At 54.8% G+C, this 20671-nt stretch carries 16 protein-coding genes; 9 read left to right on the forward strand and 7 right to left on the reverse strand.

Annotated features, from left to right (window positions below):
* Positions 1-296 precede the first annotated feature (296 nt).
* The 4 genes from O3S85_RS18640 to O3S85_RS18655 all read left to right on the forward strand — a co-directional run bounded on the left by O3S85_RS18640 (position 297) and on the right by O3S85_RS18655 (position 3098).
* The gene (locus O3S85_RS18640) at positions 297-929 is read left to right on the forward strand and encodes a pentapeptide repeat-containing protein (protein WP_269542381.1); all 633 of its coding nucleotides are present in this window, start codon (positions 297-299) and stop codon (positions 927-929) included.
* Positions 930-1395: 466 nt separating this feature from the next.
* Positions 1396-1881, forward strand: a complete 486-nt coding sequence (locus O3S85_RS18645; RefSeq protein ID WP_269542383.1) for a hypothetical protein — start codon at positions 1396-1398, stop codon at positions 1879-1881.
* A 56-nt stretch (positions 1882-1937) separates the two neighbouring features.
* Positions 1938-2462: a DUF6882 domain-containing protein gene (locus O3S85_RS18650; RefSeq protein WP_269542385.1), complete on the forward strand. Its 525-nt coding sequence runs from the start codon at positions 1938-1940 to the stop codon at positions 2460-2462.
* A 183-nt stretch (positions 2463-2645) separates the two neighbouring features.
* Positions 2646-3098 carry a hypothetical protein gene (locus tag O3S85_RS18655; protein WP_269542387.1) on the forward strand — a complete coding sequence of 151 codons (453 nt, stop codon included), beginning with the start codon at positions 2646-2648 and terminating at the stop codon, positions 3096-3098.
* 325 nt (positions 3099-3423) lie between these two features.
* Here the strand turns inward: O3S85_RS18655 and O3S85_RS18660 are convergent, their stop codons facing one another.
* Positions 3424-4515 carry a DUF4034 domain-containing protein gene (locus O3S85_RS18660; RefSeq protein ID WP_269542389.1) on the reverse strand — a complete coding sequence of 364 codons (1092 nt, stop codon included), beginning with the start codon at positions 4513-4515 and terminating at the stop codon, positions 3424-3426.
* A gap of 184 nt (positions 4516-4699) precedes the next feature.
* On the opposite strand from O3S85_RS18660, the gene O3S85_RS18665 reads away from it, so the two are divergent.
* The gene (locus O3S85_RS18665) at positions 4700-6049 is read left to right on the forward strand and encodes an FAD-dependent oxidoreductase (RefSeq protein WP_269542391.1); all 1350 of its coding nucleotides are present in this window, start codon (positions 4700-4702) and stop codon (positions 6047-6049) included.
* On the opposite strand, the gene O3S85_RS18670 is transcribed toward O3S85_RS18665, so the two are convergent.
* Positions 6039-6872 (reverse strand): helix-turn-helix domain-containing protein, encoded by an 834-nt coding sequence (locus O3S85_RS18670; RefSeq protein ID WP_269542393.1) that lies wholly within the window; start codon positions 6870-6872, stop codon positions 6039-6041. The genes O3S85_RS18665 and O3S85_RS18670 overlap by 11 nt on opposite strands.
* A 66-nt stretch (positions 6873-6938) precedes the next feature.
* Positions 6939-8042, reverse strand: a complete 1104-nt coding sequence (locus O3S85_RS18675) for a polysaccharide deacetylase family protein (protein WP_269542394.1) — start codon at positions 8040-8042, stop codon at positions 6939-6941.
* Positions 8043-8144: 102 nt separating this feature from the next.
* Between O3S85_RS18675 and O3S85_RS18680 the strand changes: the two genes are divergently transcribed.
* Positions 8145-9404 carry an FAD-dependent oxidoreductase gene (locus O3S85_RS18680; protein ID WP_269542395.1) on the forward strand — a complete coding sequence of 420 codons (1260 nt, stop codon included), beginning with the start codon at positions 8145-8147 and terminating at the stop codon, positions 9402-9404.
* Between the two features lie 110 nt (positions 9405-9514).
* The gene (locus tag O3S85_RS18685; protein ID WP_269542397.1) at positions 9515-11038 is read left to right on the forward strand and encodes a hypothetical protein; all 1524 of its coding nucleotides are present in this window, start codon (positions 9515-9517) and stop codon (positions 11036-11038) included.
* A gap of 44 nt (positions 11039-11082) precedes the next feature.
* Here the strand turns inward: O3S85_RS18685 and O3S85_RS18690 are convergent, their stop codons facing one another.
* From O3S85_RS18690 to hemL, 4 genes are all read right to left on the reverse strand, one after another.
* Positions 11083-13068, reverse strand: coding sequence for a hybrid sensor histidine kinase/response regulator (locus O3S85_RS18690; protein WP_269542399.1), 1986 nt, complete (start codon positions 13066-13068; stop codon positions 11083-11085).
* Between the two features lie 7 nt (positions 13069-13075).
* Positions 13076-13510, reverse strand: coding sequence for a response regulator (locus O3S85_RS18695; RefSeq protein WP_269542402.1), 435 nt, complete (start codon positions 13508-13510; stop codon positions 13076-13078).
* Between the two features lie 4 nt (positions 13511-13514).
* Positions 13515-15233 (reverse strand): sensor histidine kinase, encoded by a 1719-nt coding sequence (locus O3S85_RS18700; RefSeq protein WP_269542405.1) that lies wholly within the window; start codon positions 15231-15233, stop codon positions 13515-13517.
* 184 nt (positions 15234-15417) lie between these two features.
* Entirely contained in the window at positions 15418-16713 is a 1296-nt protein-coding gene (hemL, locus tag O3S85_RS18705) for a glutamate-1-semialdehyde 2,1-aminomutase (RefSeq protein ID WP_269542407.1), read from the reverse strand.
* A 143-nt stretch (positions 16714-16856) separates the two neighbouring features.
* Here hemL and O3S85_RS18710 point away from each other — a divergent pair, with 143 nt between their 5' ends.
* Positions 16857-18773 (forward strand): hypothetical protein, encoded by a 1917-nt coding sequence (locus O3S85_RS18710; protein ID WP_269542410.1) that lies wholly within the window; start codon positions 16857-16859, stop codon positions 18771-18773.
* Positions 18770-20662, forward strand: a complete 1893-nt coding sequence (locus tag O3S85_RS18715; protein WP_269542413.1) for a hypothetical protein — start codon at positions 18770-18772, stop codon at positions 20660-20662. The genes O3S85_RS18710 and O3S85_RS18715 overlap by 4 nt, the downstream gene beginning before the upstream one ends.
* Positions 20663-20671: the final 9 nt, after the last annotated feature.

A 20671-nucleotide genomic window follows, 5' to 3' on the forward strand; every position in this document is an offset into this window, starting at 1 on the left:
CAGCGGATTCGGCAATTGACGCTTGGCACAAAAACCGAAATACCATCGTAGTGTAATCAACTACGCCTCCCGCTGCCAGTCAGACAGCCCTGGCTTATCCTGCAAACACGATGTCACCCAGTCATACATGTCGAATAAGTAATAGGGGACAAATCGTCCCCTTTAGTAAGTATACATATTTCAACAGCATGTGCGACTTTCACTCAGAAATAGGTGCACAAGGGCCACCATCGTCTCTTTACGCCATTCACTTATGCGACATAATTATGTCGCATAACTAATAGTTCACAAAGGAAATGGATAAGAAGAAAAGAAAGTTCCTCTCAAAGTGGTCTGCTTTATCTGACCGACAAGAGATACTTCACCTTGCAAGGGCGCATGGATTTGAACGCGATGGCAAAGTAGTCATTGAAAATTGCTCCATCACTACCCAAAGAGAGGAAGTCGATCTCTCCGGCCACATCTTCAAAAATGTTTCCTTTGGTCACTCTCGATTCGTAAACTGCAATGGAGAGGGATCTGTTTTTGACTCATGTAAGTTTTCCGGATCATGGATAGCTGCTGAGAAAGAAATTAAGTGCTCATGGGCTGGCGCTCAGTTCGCGAACTGCGAGTTTGAATCCACATCTTTTGGTCCACGAACACTGATTTTAGAAGGAACGAGTTTCTCACGCTGTAAGCTAGTAGAGTGCAATTTCAGGACGGGGAACCTTCCGAAGTCAGAATTCCTAGATTGCCATCTGGACTATACTACTTTTCGTCAAGCGATACTCGATGAATCCTCATTCGAAGGTTCTACTCTTAATAAGGTGAGTTTCGAAAAGACAGAATTAATCAACATCGACTTCACGAACGCGATTTTCATCAACATGGACTTCTGGGGGCCACTAGACCTCTCTAAATGCAAAGGAGCCAACAAGACGAGATAGCTGACCCTTCATTCCGCGCCTTGCGGCGCTCCATGACGGTCAGCTACTCTTAGCGTTAGGCAGAAATGAAGCGATCCAAATACGTCATCGCGGTCGCGCTGACCGTATATCTTGCGATATATACAGGATGCAGAGCCACTCATCGCCTAATTCATCGACGCTCTTGGGACAACCGAGGCGCAAACCACCACTTAATCACTGCCGGCATGCCACCTGACGACGCACGGGACCCGGAAAGGTATTGGTCATGGAACGAAAGAATCGAGGCAGCATTCACTCCCGTGATCGTGCTTGAGTCGTTATGCTGGAAGATTGCACAGCCAAACTATAAGCCAGGCGCCTGACTTGAGAAATGAAACATACAGAGCCTAACAACGCGATGGAGCCAATTCCGGTATCTGTCACAGTTCGTGCTTTCGCACGACCTGCGCCATCTACCTCCATGGCTCATCTTTGACGTTATCGAATGAGAAAGCCAATTGCCATCGCATCCATTGCAGTTGCCATCACAGCAGCGGGATTTCTAGGTGCCCTTTGGGAACGTAAAGCGAGAAGTGAATTTGTCTACGAGCAATGGCAGACCCTTTACGGATGGACAGATTCTGAGGGCATAGAATTCCAAAGCCTTATCGAGGATATTGAAGTCACACCGGAACAGGTTCGTGACGGACTCAAGAATATGATCCAGCACAATAAGTCGATGAGCAGCATGATGGAGAACGATGAAAGCATGACTGCCATAGTGTGCCTGACTATCTTGGGTTTGCTTGAAGACGGCGACATCACTGAAGCTCGTACATTCTGTATCTCACGATTAGCTTACTATGCAAACTCACCTGTCTGGCCTGACTCCGAAATCTCTGATCAGCGTGAGAAAATCAAAGAAAAGATACTAGCCTTGGCAGAGAGCATACCCGACCTTAGAACTCAAATCGATAACCAGTCGGAGTAGGTGACGAAAAATGCTGGCGCATTTTCGCCACCTATCCTCAACGTTCGCTACAAAACATGAGCCTATTTAAAAACATATTTGGCAAGAAGGTTGCCGATCAAATCACTCCCAAGCGAGATCGAGAATATAACGAGTATTTGGTCGAACGGGTCAAAGAGGTCGAAGAGCTCAACTCCAATCTATCTCAACAGTATGGATTAGGAAGCTATGAGCGCTGGGACATAGACCAAGAAGTTGGAGATCTGCTATTTTCCAATGCTGGAGAAGTTCAGTTAAGCTGCAAAGTCGTGATTTTGGGATCATACTCTAGCGTATCGGAGACATGGATGTGGGGATGGGCAAACCCATCCCTTCTAGATCATCTCACTAAAGATACCGAAAGGTTAATTGAATATGGTGAACAGCACAATATCTCTGATCTAACTGAACCTAAAACGGAAGCGACTGAAGATGAGGCATGGGCATTATCCGCCTTCGCGTGCAGAATCCTTGGGGGACGTGGGCTGTATCGAGGTCCCACAGGAAATGGTTTTATCATCATGATGATTACTGAACTTACCAAAGCGAACAAGACGAGATAGCTGACCCTTCATTCTGCGCCTTTTGGCGCTCCATGACGGCCAGCTACTCTTAGCGTTAGTGTAATTCGTATGAAATGCATACTACTGATAATTCTCTGTATATTATTCTCGGGCTGCACATCCAGAAGGGAACTCGGCACGCGCGGAGATGCCACTCTTTATGAAGTTTCCTCCTTTCCCCCGATGGCTTATCCTTATGTTTTTGAATTTCCTACTATCTCCCTTGAAACCGAAAGTGAGACCATCTACATGATCGACGATGTAGGTGATATAGATTTTTGGCAGATTAAAATTGAAGTCACTTCGATGTCTCCCCTTGTGGAAGATGACAAAGCAAAGTTAAGTAAGCGCATTATAAGCGAATCGCCATTAATCGACTTCTCTCTGACTATAGAGGTGAATGATGCGCAAGGCGATGGATTGATAAAATGGAGCAACTTACAATCAAATACGCAGTGGAGGAAGAGCGATCTTTGTCATGATGCCGGATATGAAGTCACTCAGATTCTTAACCTTCCAACCAATGCCAGCCAAATTAATGGGTACGAATTCAAAATAAGGATTGAGAATGTTTCTGGCAGTAAAGATGACACTCTAAAGGTGATCGGTCTAGGATACCCAAGAGCTGAACACTAACAAATCTGGATAGGCGACGGCTCATAGCCGCGCCTACCTTCGACGTTCGGTCAGTATCCCCTTCCCCAGCAACTCTTCGCGCCTTTGCGTGAGATCATTAGGCAGGAGTGGTTCACGCCAAGACCCGGAGACTCATAGGCCCTCACCACAGAAAAGGCATTCCCATCACACTGAAGAACTGCCATCAGCCTGACATGCAACTACGAGGATTCCCGCTCCACGACCATGCAACCGCAACCAGCAACCGAACAAGACGGGATAGCTGACGAAATGCGTCCGCACCCTCAGCTACTTTCAACGAGAGATCATTCCGCGTAGCGCTGGCCTACCAATTGCCCGTGCGGGCCCAGGTGCGATAATGAACGAACTGCTCCGTGTTTTTCCAACAGCTATCCACGTAGTTGTCTTCGATTTTTTCAAACAAAGCCTTTGCCATCTCCTGATCGTTGCCCAAGACCGCCACACGAGCGGCGCTGTTGAGAATGGTCAGTGAGTCCGGATACTTCTCCAATAAAATTTCCAGGCCCTCTTTCGTTGGTGCCCACTGCGCGTCGGTTTCACGATAGATATTCCCATAGAAGCCGGCCATGCGAATGATAATCCGCGCGTACACCTCGCTGCCGAGGCCATCAGGGCGCTCGGACGTAATCTTAGCAAAACGCTCCCAGTCGCCCTCCTCGCCATGCCAACGCGGCAAGAGCGAATAGGCGCGGCTGACATCGTAGCCCCAATATTTCGGATAGCTAGCGTGCAGGTAGCTCATCAGCTTGCGGTAGTCGCCAGCGTCCCAGCCCTGCCCCAGCGCGATGCGCAGCATCACCGAGCCCCAGTAGGGGTCCAGGTTTTCCGAGTCCCACATTGGCGAAAGCACTTCATTGGCTTCCTGCAATCGGCTGCCAAACTTGCGCCAACCTTCGTTCGTGACCGTGCTGGCGTAGCCCGACCCTCGCGCATGCCAGGCATATTCAGTGAGAAAATCGGCGTAGGCGATCCTGGCGGTGGTGGAGTCCGGTCGCTGCTCCATCCAACGCTCCAAGCGTCGCTTATCATGTAAAAACTGATCTTCACTACGGCCAAAGCGCTCGCCAATGCCGACGTAAAACTGATGAATCTTCCACGAGCCGTTATCGAACACCTGCTTGCCTTCCGCCAACTCGCCCGCCTGCTGATCCAGCGCCTCGTAGTTTCCGTTTTCAAAAGAACTGCGCACATCAGCGCGAAACAACCGCACCTCTTTCATGATCGGCCCCAATGTGGGCGTGAGCAAGGCGGCCTGTCGGCGTTCATCGGCATCGATGTGTTCGACCGGTCCTGGCCTAGTATCATCTGGTTTGATGAAGCCCTTAAAATCAAAGTCACAGCCAGCGGTCAAGAGAAGCGCCGAAGCCAGTAAGGGAATAGGAAGAAAACCTTTCATATAATGAGAAGCATCTTGCACAACTATGGCGCTTGCAAGCATCAGTACTAGATTAATTGGTTTGGCTCTAGGCGATCAGAGCAAAAATTAGCGCCATAATCACGCGTTTTGTCCATACAATGACTTCAATTGACCTAATAAACGATCTAGCTTTCGGGAGAGCTCGTTTCCAATAATAATCTCCATGCAAAAGCAAACCGTCCATGAGCCCGCAAGAGAAACCCCCGTCGTTGGAGATTTCGATCTTTGTGTGCTGGGTGGGTCGTGCACGGGCGTCTTTGCGGCGATTCGTGCGGCGCGGCTAGGGCTGTCCGTCGCGATCGTTGAAAAGATGGGCTGCTTTGGCGGCGTGGCAACGCTGTCACTGGTCAATGTCTGGCACACGCCGCTCGACGAAGCGTTCAAAACACGAATTTTTTCCGGACTGAGTCAGGAGATCATAGACCGCCTCAAGCAGCGCGACACGGTCAACGAAAACCTGGCCAATGCCAGCGTCGCCTGGCGCTTCAACTCGAGTGAGATGCAGATCGAGCTGGACGAACTTATCATTGAGCACGGCATCACGCCTTGGCTCCATACTTCGTTTGTCGCGCCGGTCATTGAGAACGAGCAGTTAACCGGCGTCATTGTGGAAAACAAAAGTGGCCGCCAGGCAATCAAGGCGCGGTTCTTCATCGACGCCACCGGCGATGGCGACCTTTGCCAGCGACTCGGTTTGGAAACCTACATTGCCGCGCGCCGCCAGCCCTCAACCACCTGCGCCTCCTTCAGCAACTGGGATAAGCTACAAAACGAAACCGACTGGGGTGCCCTACTCCGTATGCACGGTGAAGAGTTTAACCTGCCGCAGGGCTTTGCATGGGGTGGCAAGGTTCCCGGCTCAGACGTTTTCATGCTCGCAGGCACGCGCGTTTACGACAACTGCTCCGATGCCGAGGGCTTTACCCGCGCCGAGATTGAAGGCCGTCGTCAAGTCCGCGCGATCCACGACATTTTCCGTAAATACGCCAACGGCAACCAACTCGCCCTGCAGTCCCTACCCGCGCGCATCGGCATTCGCGAAACACGCCACGTGCGCTGCCTGCACCAGCTAACCGGCGAGGAAGTGCTCCACGGCAAGCGCTTCGACGACGCCATTGCCAACGGCAGTTACCGCGTGGACATCCACCACGACAACAAACCCGGCCTCACCTTTCGCTATCTCGATGGTCGCGAAGTGTACGCCCGCCCCGGCTATCCGCAGGAGCAAGGCCGCTGGCGCGCTGAAACGCGCGACAACCCGACCTACTACCAGATCCCGTATCGCTCACTCGTGCCCCAGGGGCCGTTTGGCAACCTGCTTGCGGCCGGGCGCTTCATCGATGCCGACACCGAAGCCCACGGTGCCATCCGCGTCATGGTCAACATGAACCAAACCGGCGAAGCCGCCGGAGTGGCCGCCTACCTTGCTCTAAAGCATAAGCAATGCGCACGCGAAATCGACCCCGCCAAGATTCGTCGCGCGCTGGCCGACGGCGGCTCGATCATGCTTTAGCGCGATCCTCGGTTGGCGACTTGCCCCAGAATTTTCGATACTGGCGCGAGAAAAACAACGGATCGTTAAACCCGCATTCCCCCGCAATTTCCTTCGCAGACAAGTGACTTTCATGCACCAGAAAACGCGCATGCCGCAGCCGGATTCGGTTGAGCCGTGTTTGCATATTCTCGCCATAAGCCAGTTGGAACTGTCGGCGAAAATAGTCCGGGCTCAGCACGAGTGTTGCGTAAAATTCCGCCAGCGCATCCGGCCGCGCAAAGTGCTCGCTCAGCCATTGCACCGCCCGGCGAATTTCCGGGTGCAGCGCCTCGGCAAACTGCGTGTTGGCAAACACCGAATCGTGCAACGCGCGAGCCGTGGGCCAAAAACGCCCAAGCATCCCCTTGAGCTCACCCTCCACTTGCAGCAGCGTTCGCGATTGCGCCGCGCCTTCATCCCGCGCAGTACGCATTCGGTCCATAGCCGCGCATTCCAAGTCCAAGCAGTCAACCGTGCGCCAAAACAAAGTCAGCGGGCTGGCGTCCAGATGCTTCAAGACAAAGTCGACGAAGTAAATCTCACAACCACGATTGGTGCGCCAGGTGCGGCGGACCCAGTTCGGCACAAGCAGTTGATTGCCTGCCGCCATGCGCTTGGTCTTCCCTTCAACCGTGTAGTTCAGAGATCCGTCGACGATCAGGATCAACCGGTTCGACATCAGCACTTCGTCGCGAATGACGGTGCGTGGCCCATGCCAACGGCGATCAATCTCGCGCACTTCAATAGGCATGCGCAGCATTGCAGCAATGAACTCATCTGGCGGTGTATGGTCCTGGCTCATCCAATAAAAAACGCGCAACGGTATCACCGATCACGCGTTGAGTCACTATTGGATTTTTCTCGTGCTCTAGCCGGGGATCAGCACCGTTTGGCCGCCATCGGGCACGATGTCTACCAGGCCATATTTCGCGCCTTCATGCTCGATCACCTGAGTGGTCAGCTCCTCGCCCTCACCCTGCTTTGCGCGGAATCCATTCCAGCCGTCCGGCAGGCGCACCTTAACCGTAAGCGGGTAGGTGTAGAGGTCGTCTTTCATCCAGTCGGTGAGGTTCAGCACGATGCGGTTATTGCCATTCTCCACGACTTCGAGTGTCGAGGTATCGCGCGACTGCGCATACTTGGCCGCATCGGAGAACGAGGCGCACCAAAAGTCGTCGCGATTGTTGTAATAGAAATCCATCTGCTCACGCGTCTTGTCCATGTTATCCCCCTTGATGTAGTGGTAGATGAACACGCCCCAGCCGCGATAGGCCTTACTCTCCGGATCGATCAGCAGCGAGCAATCGCTGAAAGACGCCTTGGGGTTATCCCCGATGTTCGGCCGGCTCATCGCGTTGATGCTCATGTAATCCAGCCCGCGCGCGCCGTTCGTCGTGCCACGGGTTCCGCGTGCGGCGATGTAAATTTCTTTCGCCACTTCGGCATCGTTTTTCGAAGAGTTGCCACCGCCGGGATAAGCGAGCGCGGTCACGGTATTGCCCGCGATGTTGGCGTCGATGGCCTCCTTGGAATCTTCGTACTCCCACTCGATGCCCTTCCACTCGGGCTTGCTCGCGCCGCCGAGGTGCGTGACGGTATGCGACTCCACCGAATGCCCCGCATCGTAAACGGCCTGCCATTGCGACCACTCGCCGTTCATCGCTGGGTTGCTGTTGCTGATGCCTCCGGTGACGACAAACCACGTCAGCTTCATCTCGCGCTGGGCGGCTTCATTGAGCCACCAGTCGATGTTCATCGCGCAATTGTCGTCGATGGTGTAGCTGATCGCGGCCGCCTTGTCGTCCTTCCAAAGACACACCGCCGCCTCGCCGGCATTCTCCGGCCAAACATATTCGACGGGCACATTCATGCGCTCCTTCGACGGAATACCGGACAAATTCAGGAGCTGCTTTTCGCCAGCCAGCAGCGAGCCAGCGGCACAAAACGTTACGAGGGCAAGGGGGAGTTTCATACTTATAATTTTCAATATTTAACGCGATTGAGCAATCGTTAAATCCAATAACGATCCTCATCGCGACTACTGTAAAATTCATCTATTAAAAAGACTGTTCACATGGAAACATACGACATCGTAGTCATCGGCGGAGGCCCGGCCGGGTTCCCCGCCGCGATACAAGCAGCCCGGATGGGTGCCCGCGCTCTGCTCGTGGAAAAGAGCGGCCAACTGGGTGGCACCACAACGCTAAACCGCGTGTCCTTTCCCGGGATATTCCATGCCTGGGGGCGGCAGATTATTGCGGGGATCGGCTGGGACGTCGTCAAGCGAACCGTCGAGCTGGAGGGCGGCGAGCTGCCGGACTTTTCGGCTCCACCCGAACAGCAATGGCGGCACCAAGTGAGGCTTTGCCCGGTCCTGATGGCGGCGCTGATCGATGAAGACCTGCGCATGTCCGGCTGCGAGCTAATGCTCCACACGATGCCCGCCGCCATTGAAAAAAGCGACGAACACTGGCGCATCCAGCTGTGCGGCAAGGAGGGGCTCTTTGCGGTGCAAAGCAAGTGGATCATCGACGCCACGGGCGATGCCAACGCCGCGCATCTGGCGGGCTGCCCGCTCAAACCGCGAAATGAAAAGCTCCAGCCCGGCACGCTCGTTTTTAGCTTCGACGGCTACGACCCGCAAAACATCGACATCGACGCGCTCAACAAGGTGGCCTTGAGCGCGCGCGCAAACGGCGAGCTTGAGCCCGGCGACTTTGGTTGGCACGGGGATTCGCTCGCGCATCTGGTCCATTCTCGCGGCAAGAACTCCATCCACACGACCGGCATCGACGCCTTTACCAGCGCAGGCAAAACCACTGCCGAGCTGAAAAGCCGGGCAGCTCTGCTGCGCGTCTTCCGTTTTTTGAAGACACAGCCGGGCTTTGAAAATTTATCCGTTGCCTGGGCGGCCCCCGAGTGCGGGGTGCGCGAAACGCGGATCATCGACGGCGAGTCGACCATCACCTACGAAGACTACTTGCACGGCAAGCGCTGGCCCGACGCGGTGAGCTACAGCTACTACCCCATCGACCTCCACACCGACCACGGTCTGCGCAAGGAAATGCTTGCAGAAGGCGTTGTGTCGACGATCCCGCTGTCGGCAATGATTCCGCGGGGCGTGGGGCAATTTTTGGCCGCCGGGCGCTGCGCCTCGGGTGATCAGTTGGCCAATTCCGCCTACCGCGTGCAGGGCACTTGCATGGGCATGGGGCAAGCCGCGGGCGCGGTTGCCGCCCTCGCCAGCCAAGTCGGGATTACCAATGCTCAGCAAGTGGATTACGCCAAAATCCGGCAGGCAGTCGTGGCGGAGGGCGCGATATTCCCCGATTAATCACTTAAATGATCGCATTGATTACTCATTTAATCTTGAAATAATTCAACAACCGGGCGAATTATGTAGGCCTTCACGACGTTAAAGGTGATAGAAAACCCTAACTCATTATGTTGCCATTCCCCCGCATCCCCTGCTTCATTGCCGCCACCCTCACATTAACGACCGCTCTTTGCGCCGAAATGGCACGAGAGATCAGCCAATACGGCATCACTTGGAAGTTCGACAAGCCACATGAGGTCGGCCAGTTCGTGTCAGGCGATTACTGGGTCGTTGGCCCGGTGACGATCGTCAGCGTCAGCCCTGAGCCTGGACCGTCCGACTCCGATGCCAAGGACAGCTCGAAGAGCATCTATGGCGCGACGGCCAATATCGATGACAAGCGCATGCGCAATGGCTCGATGGTCAATCCCGGCAAGGATGTGAGCCTCGAGCAGCAGGGCTTGGACTCCCGCAACAAGAGCTACAACGAGTCGCTGAGCGTCACCTTTCCGCTGGAGCTCAAGCCCGCGGATATCCTCGTCTCGTCCGTGAGCAGTGAAAAATACGACGACAAGGGCAAGCTAGCGACGCCAGACGTATTGGGGGAGCAAAAGATTTTCTATACAAAAGCAAAGGGCGATTATGTCGTGGAATCTGCCGCCCTATTGACCTGTGTCGCGCAGGCACCGGCCAAGGACGCTTTCCGCCCACCCTATGCCGGCAGCAAACGCCCGGTCTACTACGCGCGCGACATTAAATGGGACAAATTACCGAATCTGCCCGCACCGAAATCCATGCCCAAATGGGAAACCTATGAGCGCGTGCACGAACGCCCGTGGCTGGAAATTCCCAGCAGTTGGCTGGTGCAGTACTTCGGGCCATCTCTCAATGGTAACGGCTATGGCCGCGAAGTTTCCCGCATGAACAACATGGCCACTTTGATGCTGATGACTGATGCCCCCCAGCAGCAAAAGGAAAAGCTGATGTATGAAATGATCCAACGCGGCATCGACCTGCGTGGCGTCGTCGACAGCGGTCGGGTATTCTTTGCTGACGGCGGCTGGTGGCAGGGCCGCAAGTGGCCGATCATGTTCGCCGGCATCATGCTCGAAGAGCCATCATTTTACGATTGGCCGGCAATGCCCGCCGGTGACAAGCGCGTGCGCCCCAGCAAGGCCGCCCCGCATCCGACCGTAGTTTTCCAGGAGGACCTCGATACCTATTATGGCAAGGGTGCCGAAGGGCAGGATGTGCTTTGGCAAATGTGCTGGCACAGCGGCCCTAAGCCTCCCTACCAAGAGAAGCCCGAGAGCAAGTGGGACAAGAATGACAAGCGCTCCAACGGCTATTGCCTCATCAACTCAACTACCTACGTTGGCACGGCCTTATCGGCTTTGCTCATGGGTGCCAAAGCGGACTGGAACCACGACGCATTCTTCGACTACACCGATTACTGGATGAGCGATGAGAATTTCCAAAAGTTCCCCAACTGGCTTCCCGGCAAGCGCACGGCTGACCCCTTTGTCGAAGATATGTGGGCCATGTATCGTGACAAAGTTCCCGCCCAGGCAAACGGAAAAGACAACTGGAAATTCGTCTGGGTCGACATGAACAAGCGCATCGGCGAGTGGGTTGAAAATCCCAAGCCGTAAACGCGGTCAACCGAGCACTTTCGATTACCACTTGTGGGCGCGGATCAATCTGCGCCCACACTTTTTTGGGCTGCCACCTCCGCCGGTAGTATCTGCACCATAGCGGTGATCAGGTCGTCATGGGAGTATGGCTTTCGCAGCAATGTCAGCCGATCATTTTCCAGGACCGTCGTCTCGTAGGAGTCATTCATGTTGCCGGTGATCAGGACACCCGGCAAATTCGGCATCAGCTTGTGCAACTCCGCGAAGAGCTCCAAGCCATTGAGTCGCGGCATGCTGAAATCGCAAATGGCTATGTCATATTCTTCGCGGTTCACCTCACAGTTTCGCAGGGCCTGCACTGGATCGTGATAGGCGTCCACCTCATAGCCATGCAACATGAGCAGCTGAGTCGTCACTTCAGCAAGGGCGACTTCGTCATCCACCAAAAGGATTCGCAGCGAACTGGGCTCGAAATCGACCGCAGGGAGCGATTGCTCTTCCTGCTCGGGCGGTGTACCACGCGGTAAAATAATGCTGAAGCAAGCACCAACATCGAGCTCACTCTGCACCTGAATACGGCCACCATGGGAGTTGATAATCCCCTTGGAAGTTGCCAAGCCCAGACCGGTGCCCTCCCCTGCCTTCTTCGTGCTGAAAAATGGTTCAAAAATAGTTTCCAGCAAATGCTCGGGAACACCTGGGCCTTCGTCGCGCACATCAACCCGATACCCCTGCCTCACAATGTGATTCAAGGCCTCTCCCGGCGAATGACTGATCTCCACTTCACTGATTGTCACGTAGATGGAGCCTTCGCGTCCATTCATCGCATGGATGGCGTTGGTTAGCAAATTAACCAATACCTGCGAGATTTGCCCGGAGTTCGCCTCAATCATGGCCTCCTGAATCTCAAACTGATGAACGAGCTGCACATCAGGCGGAACGACGGCGCGAATAAAGCGGATCGCTTCCTCGACAATGGACACCAAATTGACGGATCGAATTTCCGGCGCTTCCCGGCGGCTAAACAGCAGAATTTGATCAATAATTTCACGGGCGCGCTTCGCGGCCTCGCTGATGTATTGAGCGTTTTTTAGAACGTAATCTTTATCGCCCGGATTTCGCTGGGTCAGCTCATTGTAACCCACGATTGAGGCCAGGACATTGTTGAAGTCATGAGCAATGCCGCCTGCGAGCGTCCCCAGCATATCGACACGCTGAGCGCGGCGCAGTTGCTGCTCCACCTCATCAAATTTCTTGCGGGCAGTCACATCGTGCAGCGTGCAAATCGCGCGTGTGGCGTCTTCACTATCAGCTTGTATCCATTGGGCTTCCACCCAGCGGACTTCGGCATCGGGCGTGTTCACACGGAACTCGGCACCAAAGTGCTGCCCCTTATCAAAGTGTTCAAGAAAGGTTTCCCAACGCTTGTGGAACGCCTCTGCGTCTTCCTCGTGAATCGCCTCATGCAGCGTGTCCAGCGGCACGGGGTTCGGTGGCAGCGTATTACCCATCAGCTTTCGCCATCGCTCACAGACGATCGCATTCATCTCGCGGATATTAATATCCCAGATAGAGAGTCCCGCCGATTGCACTGCCAGATGCAGCCGCTCCTCACTTTCTTTGAGCTGCCTCTCAGTCTTACCCAGCAGATGACGCTCCGACACATGTCGCATCGTACGCTCAATGGCAGACTGCAGGTGATCGAGGAAATCGGCGTCTTTGACGATATAATCCTCGGCCCCCAGCTTCATTAATTTCACCGCGAGGCGCTCGTCGCCATAACCGGTCAGCACCATAAACGGCGGCCGACCAATCTCATCCCAATGATCGGTAATAAACTCTTCCGCATTGGTATCCTGCAGAATGTAGTCGAGCAGAATCAGGTCGAACGGCTCATCTGCTTCTTGAATGATCTGCAGGGCATCCTGCCCACTCATTGCACCGGTGAACTTCATCCCCAATCGGATAACCCGACTCTTAATCAAAATGTGAGTACCCGGATCGTCCTCGATCAGCAAGATTCTAGGGTCTGGGGATAGGTCTGTCATGTCGGATTTAGGCGAGTCGTGGGATCTGTACCACAGATAAGAAAAGCCCTAAATTTTGGACGGCCTGCACAAAGGCATCATAATCAACGGGCTTGGTCACGTAGTTGCTGCAGCCGAGTTCGTGGCAGCGCGCGACTTCGTCGGGGTCATCCATGGTGCTGACCATAATGATTGGAATACGCTTCAGATAAGGGTCTGCCTTCATTTGTTGCAGCACCTCGACCCCGGTCAACTTGGGCATGCGAATATCGAGAAAGACCACAAAAGCAGTATTGGACAGACTGCCATTTTCCTGCGCCTTCTTGAAAAAGTTCAGCAAGCTCAGCCCGTCTTCGAATTCCAGGATATCGTTGGCGATTTTAAACCGTTTTAAATTGCGCTGCATCAGCCGGCGATGCCCAGCGTCATCATCGGCAATAATGATGGTGACTTCAGTGTTCATAAATTTATTTAAAAGAATACAAGCTGTGATCGGTGCTTGCGTTGGAAATGGCATCAGCGCGTTCTGTTATTATCGATTGATCTCGCGGAAGCTTAACATGAAAATTTGACCCAACCCCAAATTTGGAGTCGATACTGATGTCCCCTTCAAGGCGTCGAGCAATTAGACTGCATAAGCTCAGACCTAATCCATCGCCATCAACCTCGCTCGGGTTAAGTCGGTGAAATACCTCAAATATGCGCTCTTGATACTTCGGATCGATGCCTTGGCCATTGTCCGAAACCGTGTAGCGGACGTAGTCGCCCTCGGTAGAGGCCTTGATTTTCAACACAAGCGTACGCTCTGACGAACGGTATTTTATCGCGTTATCGATAAGATTGGTGAACAGCTGACCGACCAAAACCTTATCACCATAGCAGTTGGGCAGCAACCCGACCTCCACCTTGGCACCGACTTCATTGAGCTGGAAGGATACGCCCTGCAACAGCTCGCCAAGCAGTTGGTCCATATCGATTTGCTGTATCGTGAAGGTGTAGCGACCCAGCCGCGAATACCGTAATAGCCCTTTGAGCAGCATATCCATGCGCAGCGCGTTGGTATTGATGAACTGCAACATCTCCGGCATATCGGTCTCCAGAATGGCGCGGGCTTGCTCGTCCAGGCAGTCAGATTTCAGCAATTTTTTCTGCAATTCGCTGGCGGAAGCATTCAGCTCTGTGCTGAAGCCAATAATGTTTACCAAAGGCGAACGCAAATCGTGGGACGCCACGTAAACAATCTGCTGCATGTCGCGATTTCGCTGGGCAAGCTCGCTGATCAGCTTTTCCTGACGCTGCATGAGCCGCTTGCGGGTGCTGATATCGAGTATTTGCGAAACAAAGTGCTGAGGCTCACCATCATGTCGGATTAAAACGACGTTGAGCATGGAATGCACGATTTTCCCATCCTTGCGGATGTAACGTTTTTCCATCGAATACCCGTTGATTTCTCCGGCCAGGGTTCGCTTGAGGCAATCCAGGTCCGCATCCAAATCCTCTGGATGGGTTAAGTGCTGGAAGTCCTGCCTCAGTAGTTCTTCCTCGGAGTAGCCCAGAAGCTCACAAAGCTTTTTATTGACCAGCATAAACTTGCCTTCCAGCGATACCAGAGCCTTGCCAATCGGCGCATAACGCATCGCGGTGCGGAACAGGTCTTCACTTTCAGCCAATTTGCGTTCAGAGTCAGCGCGGCGCTCAATCTCCTCCTCAAATGCTATTTTCGTGGGATATTTAATCACACTAGGCACTGCCCGCACGAGCATGATAACCGTCGCCACAGACACCACTGCAGTCACAAGCTTCATCAGCCCGAGAAAGCGATAAGCCGGCCACCAGAAAATCAATGCCTCCAGCAAATGCGTGAGCCCGCAAAGCATGATAAAAGCAATGAACAGATAGACGAGGGTCTTGTTCGGCGTCTCCGGCCGCTTTTTGATCGTGTAAAACAAAACGAACGGTATCGCCATGTAGGCCGCCCAGATCGCGATATCCGACAAGATATGCACCCACCCATGAGCTTCGCTCCAGACACCACATTCCCAACGCTCCGGAAAACCATCCGTGCTAAAAAGCTCATTTAACATAGCTAATGGGGTATTAATCTCAATCGAGGAAATAAACAATACCTCTAATTGATACAGATGCATCAGCGAATAGCAAGCCACCGTGTCCTTGGAAAACGGCAAAGCCTGCCAAGCTCACTTCTGCATTAATAAAAGAATCACGCACAGTATCGCCTACAGCCTAAATAGGCTTTGAGGCTTAAAATTTCCAACGAACGCGCTAAATAAAATCAGACTGTTTGGCTGACACATTCCCACTAAAGACAAACACTCAATTCGGCATTAGCCGGTTGGAGTATTGTTGCCCCTACAGCTTGCGAATGGCATTACTCAGTACTTCAATAGTGCGATCAATATCAGCGTCACTGTGAGCCGCGCTGATGAAACACGTCTCGTAGGCCGACGGTGGCAGGTAAACACCATTACCCAATGCCGTATGGAATACTTGGTTGAACGCTTCCTTATTGCTGGAAAGCGCGCGCTCGAAATGCGACACCGGCTCGGGTGTGAAAAACAGGGCAAACATCGAACCCACATGTGGGATTTGTAGATCAACGCCCTTCTCCCGGGCAGTCGCCTCCAACTCGCTGGCGATGCGTTCCCCCTGCGCGGCCAGGCGGGGATACGGGTTCTCGGCCTTCAGCAAATCCAGCGCCGCAATACCGGCCGCCATGGCCAGCGGATTTCCACTCAGCGTCCCGGCCTGATAGACGGGCCCCTCGGGTGCCAGCATATCCATGATCTCGGCCTTGCCGCCAAAGGCACCCACCGGCAAACCACCGCCAATGATCTTGCCCATCGCGGTCAGGTCCGGCGTGATGCCTTCGCGCTCCTGCACCCCGCCCAAGGCGACGCGGAAGCCGGTCATCACTTCGTCAAAAATCAGCACGGGGCCGTGTTTGGTGCACAAGTTGCGCATGTGCTCCAGATAGCCCGGCAAGGGCAGGATGAGGCCGCAGTTGGCTGGATACGGCTCCACGATTACGGCGGCAATCTGCGGCCCGTGCGTGGCGAACGCGGCCTCCAGCGCCGCGCGGTCATTGTAGGGCAGAACAATCGTCTCCGAGGCGAAGGCTGGCGGCACCCCGGCGCTGTCCGGCGTACCGAGCGTCAAGGCACCGGAGCCCGCGGCGACCAACAGGGCGTCGACATGACCATGGTAGCAACCCGCGAACTTAATCACCTTGTGCCGGCCAGTGAAGCCACGCGCCAGACGAATGGCTGACATGGTTGCCTCAGTGCCGCTGTTGACCATGCGTACCTTTTCCACTGATGGCACGAGGTCCACCACGCGCTCGGCCATGGCGACCTCATAGGGGTTCGGCGTGCCAAAGCTGGTTCCATTGGCCAGTGCCTCGGCGATCGCGTCGCGGATCTCCGCACGGTTGTGGCCATGGATCGCCGGCCCCCAGGTGCAGACGTAGTCGATCAGCTCCTGCCCATCGGCAGTGGTCAACCGGCTGCCTTGCGCGGACTTGGTAAAGAACGGCGCGCCGCCCACTGAACGAAACGCCCGCACCGGCGAATTTACGCCACCAGGGATAAGTTGGCGGGCGCGTTCAAACAGATCTGCCGAGGATGCCGGGGATGTGGGAAAAGCCATATCTACCAGCGTGCCGCAACATGCGACGCGATTGAAGCATAAAGTGCGATGCCCGCCATCGGATTTTTTGATAGCCAGATTCAGGGAACCGTTTTTAAATCCTGCTGCCTAATGATAAAATCTGTGTTATTGCCCCTCAATTAGTGAAGCCTCGCTGGATACTTTTTCTCGCCACCCCAGCCGCCATCGCCGCCGGATGGATTGCCCGTGATGCCTGGGAGCGCTCGGACCCGCTGGTGCAGGCCAGCCCTTCAACGAGCCTGACAGAAGAGCCACAACCGTCACCCCCCGTCGCCAACGAAGTGACCACCGAGCAACCAGCGGAGCTCGTAACTGAAGAGGTAGAGGAAGCGCCCCTGCCCAACAACGCGCAGGACCGCTGGGCAGAGCTCGCCTTTCTGGCCAATGATTCTTCGTTCGAAAGCCAGCTGCGAAAAATGCGGCTCGTGGAGCAGATGTCTAGCGCCGAGCTACAGCAATTCATTGAAGAAGCACCCGTCCGGGATGTGATGGATGAAGTCATCGGGCAATGGGTAAAGCTCAACCCCCAAGCCGCATTTGAAAATCTGCTCGAAAAGAATGGTAGCGGCCACGGCAGCCCTTACACCATCTTCAACCACTTCGGAAAACACGATCCGGATAAGGGCTTCCAGCTCTTAAAGCAATTGAGCGGCAACACCAAGCGATCCGCGCTTAACGCCCTGATTGGCTCAGTGGTGTTTGAAGACCCACAGCGGGCCTTGCGTCTGGTCAAGCAAGTGGACGAAGACAAGCATTTGATTCCCAGCGCCTACCACAACCTGTTTTCCAACTGGGCCCGCGTTGACCCCGCAGCTGCGCAAGCCGCCATCGAATCCCTCCCTCAAGGCAAAGCCAAGACCCACGCCTTACAGGGCTTCCTCCAAACCTATGCGAGTTCCAACCCATCGGAAGCCTGGCACCTGAGCATGGAGATGCCGCCATCCTACTCACGCTACGATGCCCTGCGCAGTGCCTATCAACACTGGTACCAAGAGGACCCCATTGCTGCCGAAACCGCCCTGAGCGAAATCGAGTCCCCGCTCCTGCGAGGCAACCTCCTGCAACGCCTTTCCTGGAGCCTTCCGAAAGACGACCCGCTTGGCGTCATCGACATGATTGCCCACTTGTCCGATGGCCAAAAACAGGATCAGGCAACCAGTGGTTACCTCAATACGATTGCCCAAAACGACCCCGAGGGGGCCGCCGCCGTCATTGAGCAAATGCCTTACGGTAAAGCCTACAAAGACAGCATGCGCAACCTGATCCAGCAATGGAGCCAGCGCGACCCCGTTGCCGCCCTGCAGTGGCTCAACCAGCAACCAGACGGTGAAGAAAAACACTATGCGTATTCGTCGCTGATGAATAACTACGTGAAGCACGACCCGAATGCCGCAGTTGCGCTTTTCACGGAAACTGATTTTGGAGACAAGCAGGTGGAAATCGGCCGCAACTTGATGCGCGAACTCGCCAAGAATGATCCCGAATCGGCCTATAATCTGGCACTGACCATGGAAGACGAAAACGTCCGCAGCCAGATGGAAACGCGGCTCATCCAGGAGTTGGCCAACATCGACCATGCTCAGGCGCTCGACTTCCTGACGCAGCATGAACTGCCCCTCGACCAAAATCGCGCGAGTAACATTGCGCGCAACTGGGCCGCCAAGCACCCCGAGGAAGCCGCCGCCTGGGCACTCTCACTCGAAGACGTAGGCCAGCAAAAGAGCAGTGTTTCCCAAGTCGCCAGCAGTTGGCTGCAGCATGATCCCTACGCCGCCTCGGTCTGGATCTCCGAACTACCGGAGGGAGACACGCGCGATAGCGCCATCAACTCACTTACCAGTATTGTCCGCAGCTACGAGCCGGAGGTTGCCTTCGATTGGGCCATGGAAATCTCCAACGAGGATCAGCGCATCCGCGATCTCGGCTGGACGCTGCGCAAATGGAAGCAGGACGACCCCGAAGCCGCACTTGCCGCCATCGAAGGTAGCGACCTGTCACCCGAGCAAATCGAAAAGCTTAAAAAGGACTACCTGCAATGAAGTACGCTCTGATCCTCCTTTTCATCATTGCCGCCTTTGGGCTGGGCTGGGTCGCCAATGCGCCTAAAGACAAACGGCCACGCTCCGAAACCTTGCAGGCGGACACGGTCGACGAAAAAGCGGTCGCCCGCTGGCGCGCAAAAACCCGGAGCATGACCCCCCGTGAAACTGCGGAGGCCATCTATCGCGGAACGCTGGAAGCCACCCCCGAGGAGCGACTCCTCCACCTGAAGCAGAGCAACCTCCGCCGGCCGGATCTGGATGATCGCATCGCTATTCATTATATGGTCCTGTCGCTAGATGAGGATCAAATCCTCGACACGCTGGATTCCATTAAGGGCAACCACTCTTACAACTACCTGGAGAGCATGCTGCTTCGGCGCTGGGTGGAGCTAAACCCCGAGGCCGCCAAAGCGCGCTACCTGCAAGATCCCGAAGACCCCGAAAACCGCCGACTCGGCAGCTATGTTTTCACCAACTGGTCTCGCCAAGACATGGCTGGAGCCGTCAACGCGATTCAGCAACTCCCGCCAACCCAGCAAAAAGAGCAGATGAACCAGCTCATCTACCGGGTCATGCGGGATGACCCGCACCGAGCTCTGGAGCTGCAGCTCGCCTACGGTTCCCCCAACGATTATACCTACCGCAACATCTTTAAATACATGGCGAAGCAGGACCCCGCCGTCGCTTGGGAGAAAATATCCGCCCTGCCCTACGCTCCCTACAAACGTGCTGTCGAGGGCTACTTCGATGCGCTCAAAGAGGATGATATCAGCAACGCCTTTACTCAGCTCGATTCGATTAAAGACTACGACACCCAACACAGCATTCGCCGGTCCCTCTACAATCATTGGTTTAAGCAAGACACCGACGCCGCCCTGGCCTCACTGGTCCACGAGCGCCAACCCGAGCACATGCTCCAGCTTTGGGACGTAACCAACGAGCAAGCGGAAGCTGTGATGAATTGGGCACAGGCAAATCTGGACGGGACCCAGCAGGATGAGATGTTCGCCAATGCGCTAAACCAAATGATCCGCAACGATCCCGAACAGGCCAAAGCCTACATCGACCAGCTACCCTACGGGGGGCGCTACCGCAGCGCCATGAGCCAGCTGATTATTGCCGAGTTTGAGCGCGAGCCGGATGCCGCCATTGCCCGCGTCCAAGCCATGCCCGACGGCCAGGAAAAGCGCGACTACCTGCGCAGCATCCTCAATGTCTATGCATCCAATGACTGGGAGGGTGCCAAAGCATTCTACGCGACACTGGACCCGCAGTCCCAGCGAGACTCCACCTATAGCTTAATGAGCACTGCCGCCGATCAAGGCAGTGAGGCCATCATCGCGGCACTACAGGATACCGACTCCTACGGCGAGGGAGGCCAACAAGCCAAGGAGCGGCTACTCCAAAGCTGGTCCAGCCGCGATCCCTGGGCCACCTTCGAATACCTCGGCACTGAAGGCTTTGGCAAACTGGACAAGGACAACCAGCGCACGCACCTGAGAAACTTTGCCCGGCAAAGCCCCAGTGAAGCCGCCACCTGGCTCGACAACGTCGAAGAAGATCGCCACCCCGACATGGTGAGAACGGTCGCCGAAGCCTGGCTCGACCACGACCCTTACGAGGCCTCATTGTGGATTTCCGAAATGCCCAGCGGCGAAAGCCGCGACACCGCCGTCGAGTCCATGGTCAATGAAATCCGCAAAAGCGACCCCGCGGCGGCCTTCGACTGGGCTACCGGTATCGAAAACGAAGAGAAACGCTACAATTCCGCCCGACGCATTATCCGCGATTGGGATGACCCGGCTGCCGCCGAAGACGCGCTACTCAGCAGCGATCTTTCCGACGAGGAAGTCGAACGCCTCCTGAAGGCGATCAAGAACGATTAGAATAGGTCC

The organism is Cerasicoccus sp. TK19100, assembly GCF_027257155.1.
Taxonomy (GTDB): domain Bacteria; phylum Verrucomicrobiota; class Verrucomicrobiia; order Opitutales; family Cerasicoccaceae; genus Cerasicoccus; species Cerasicoccus fimbriatus.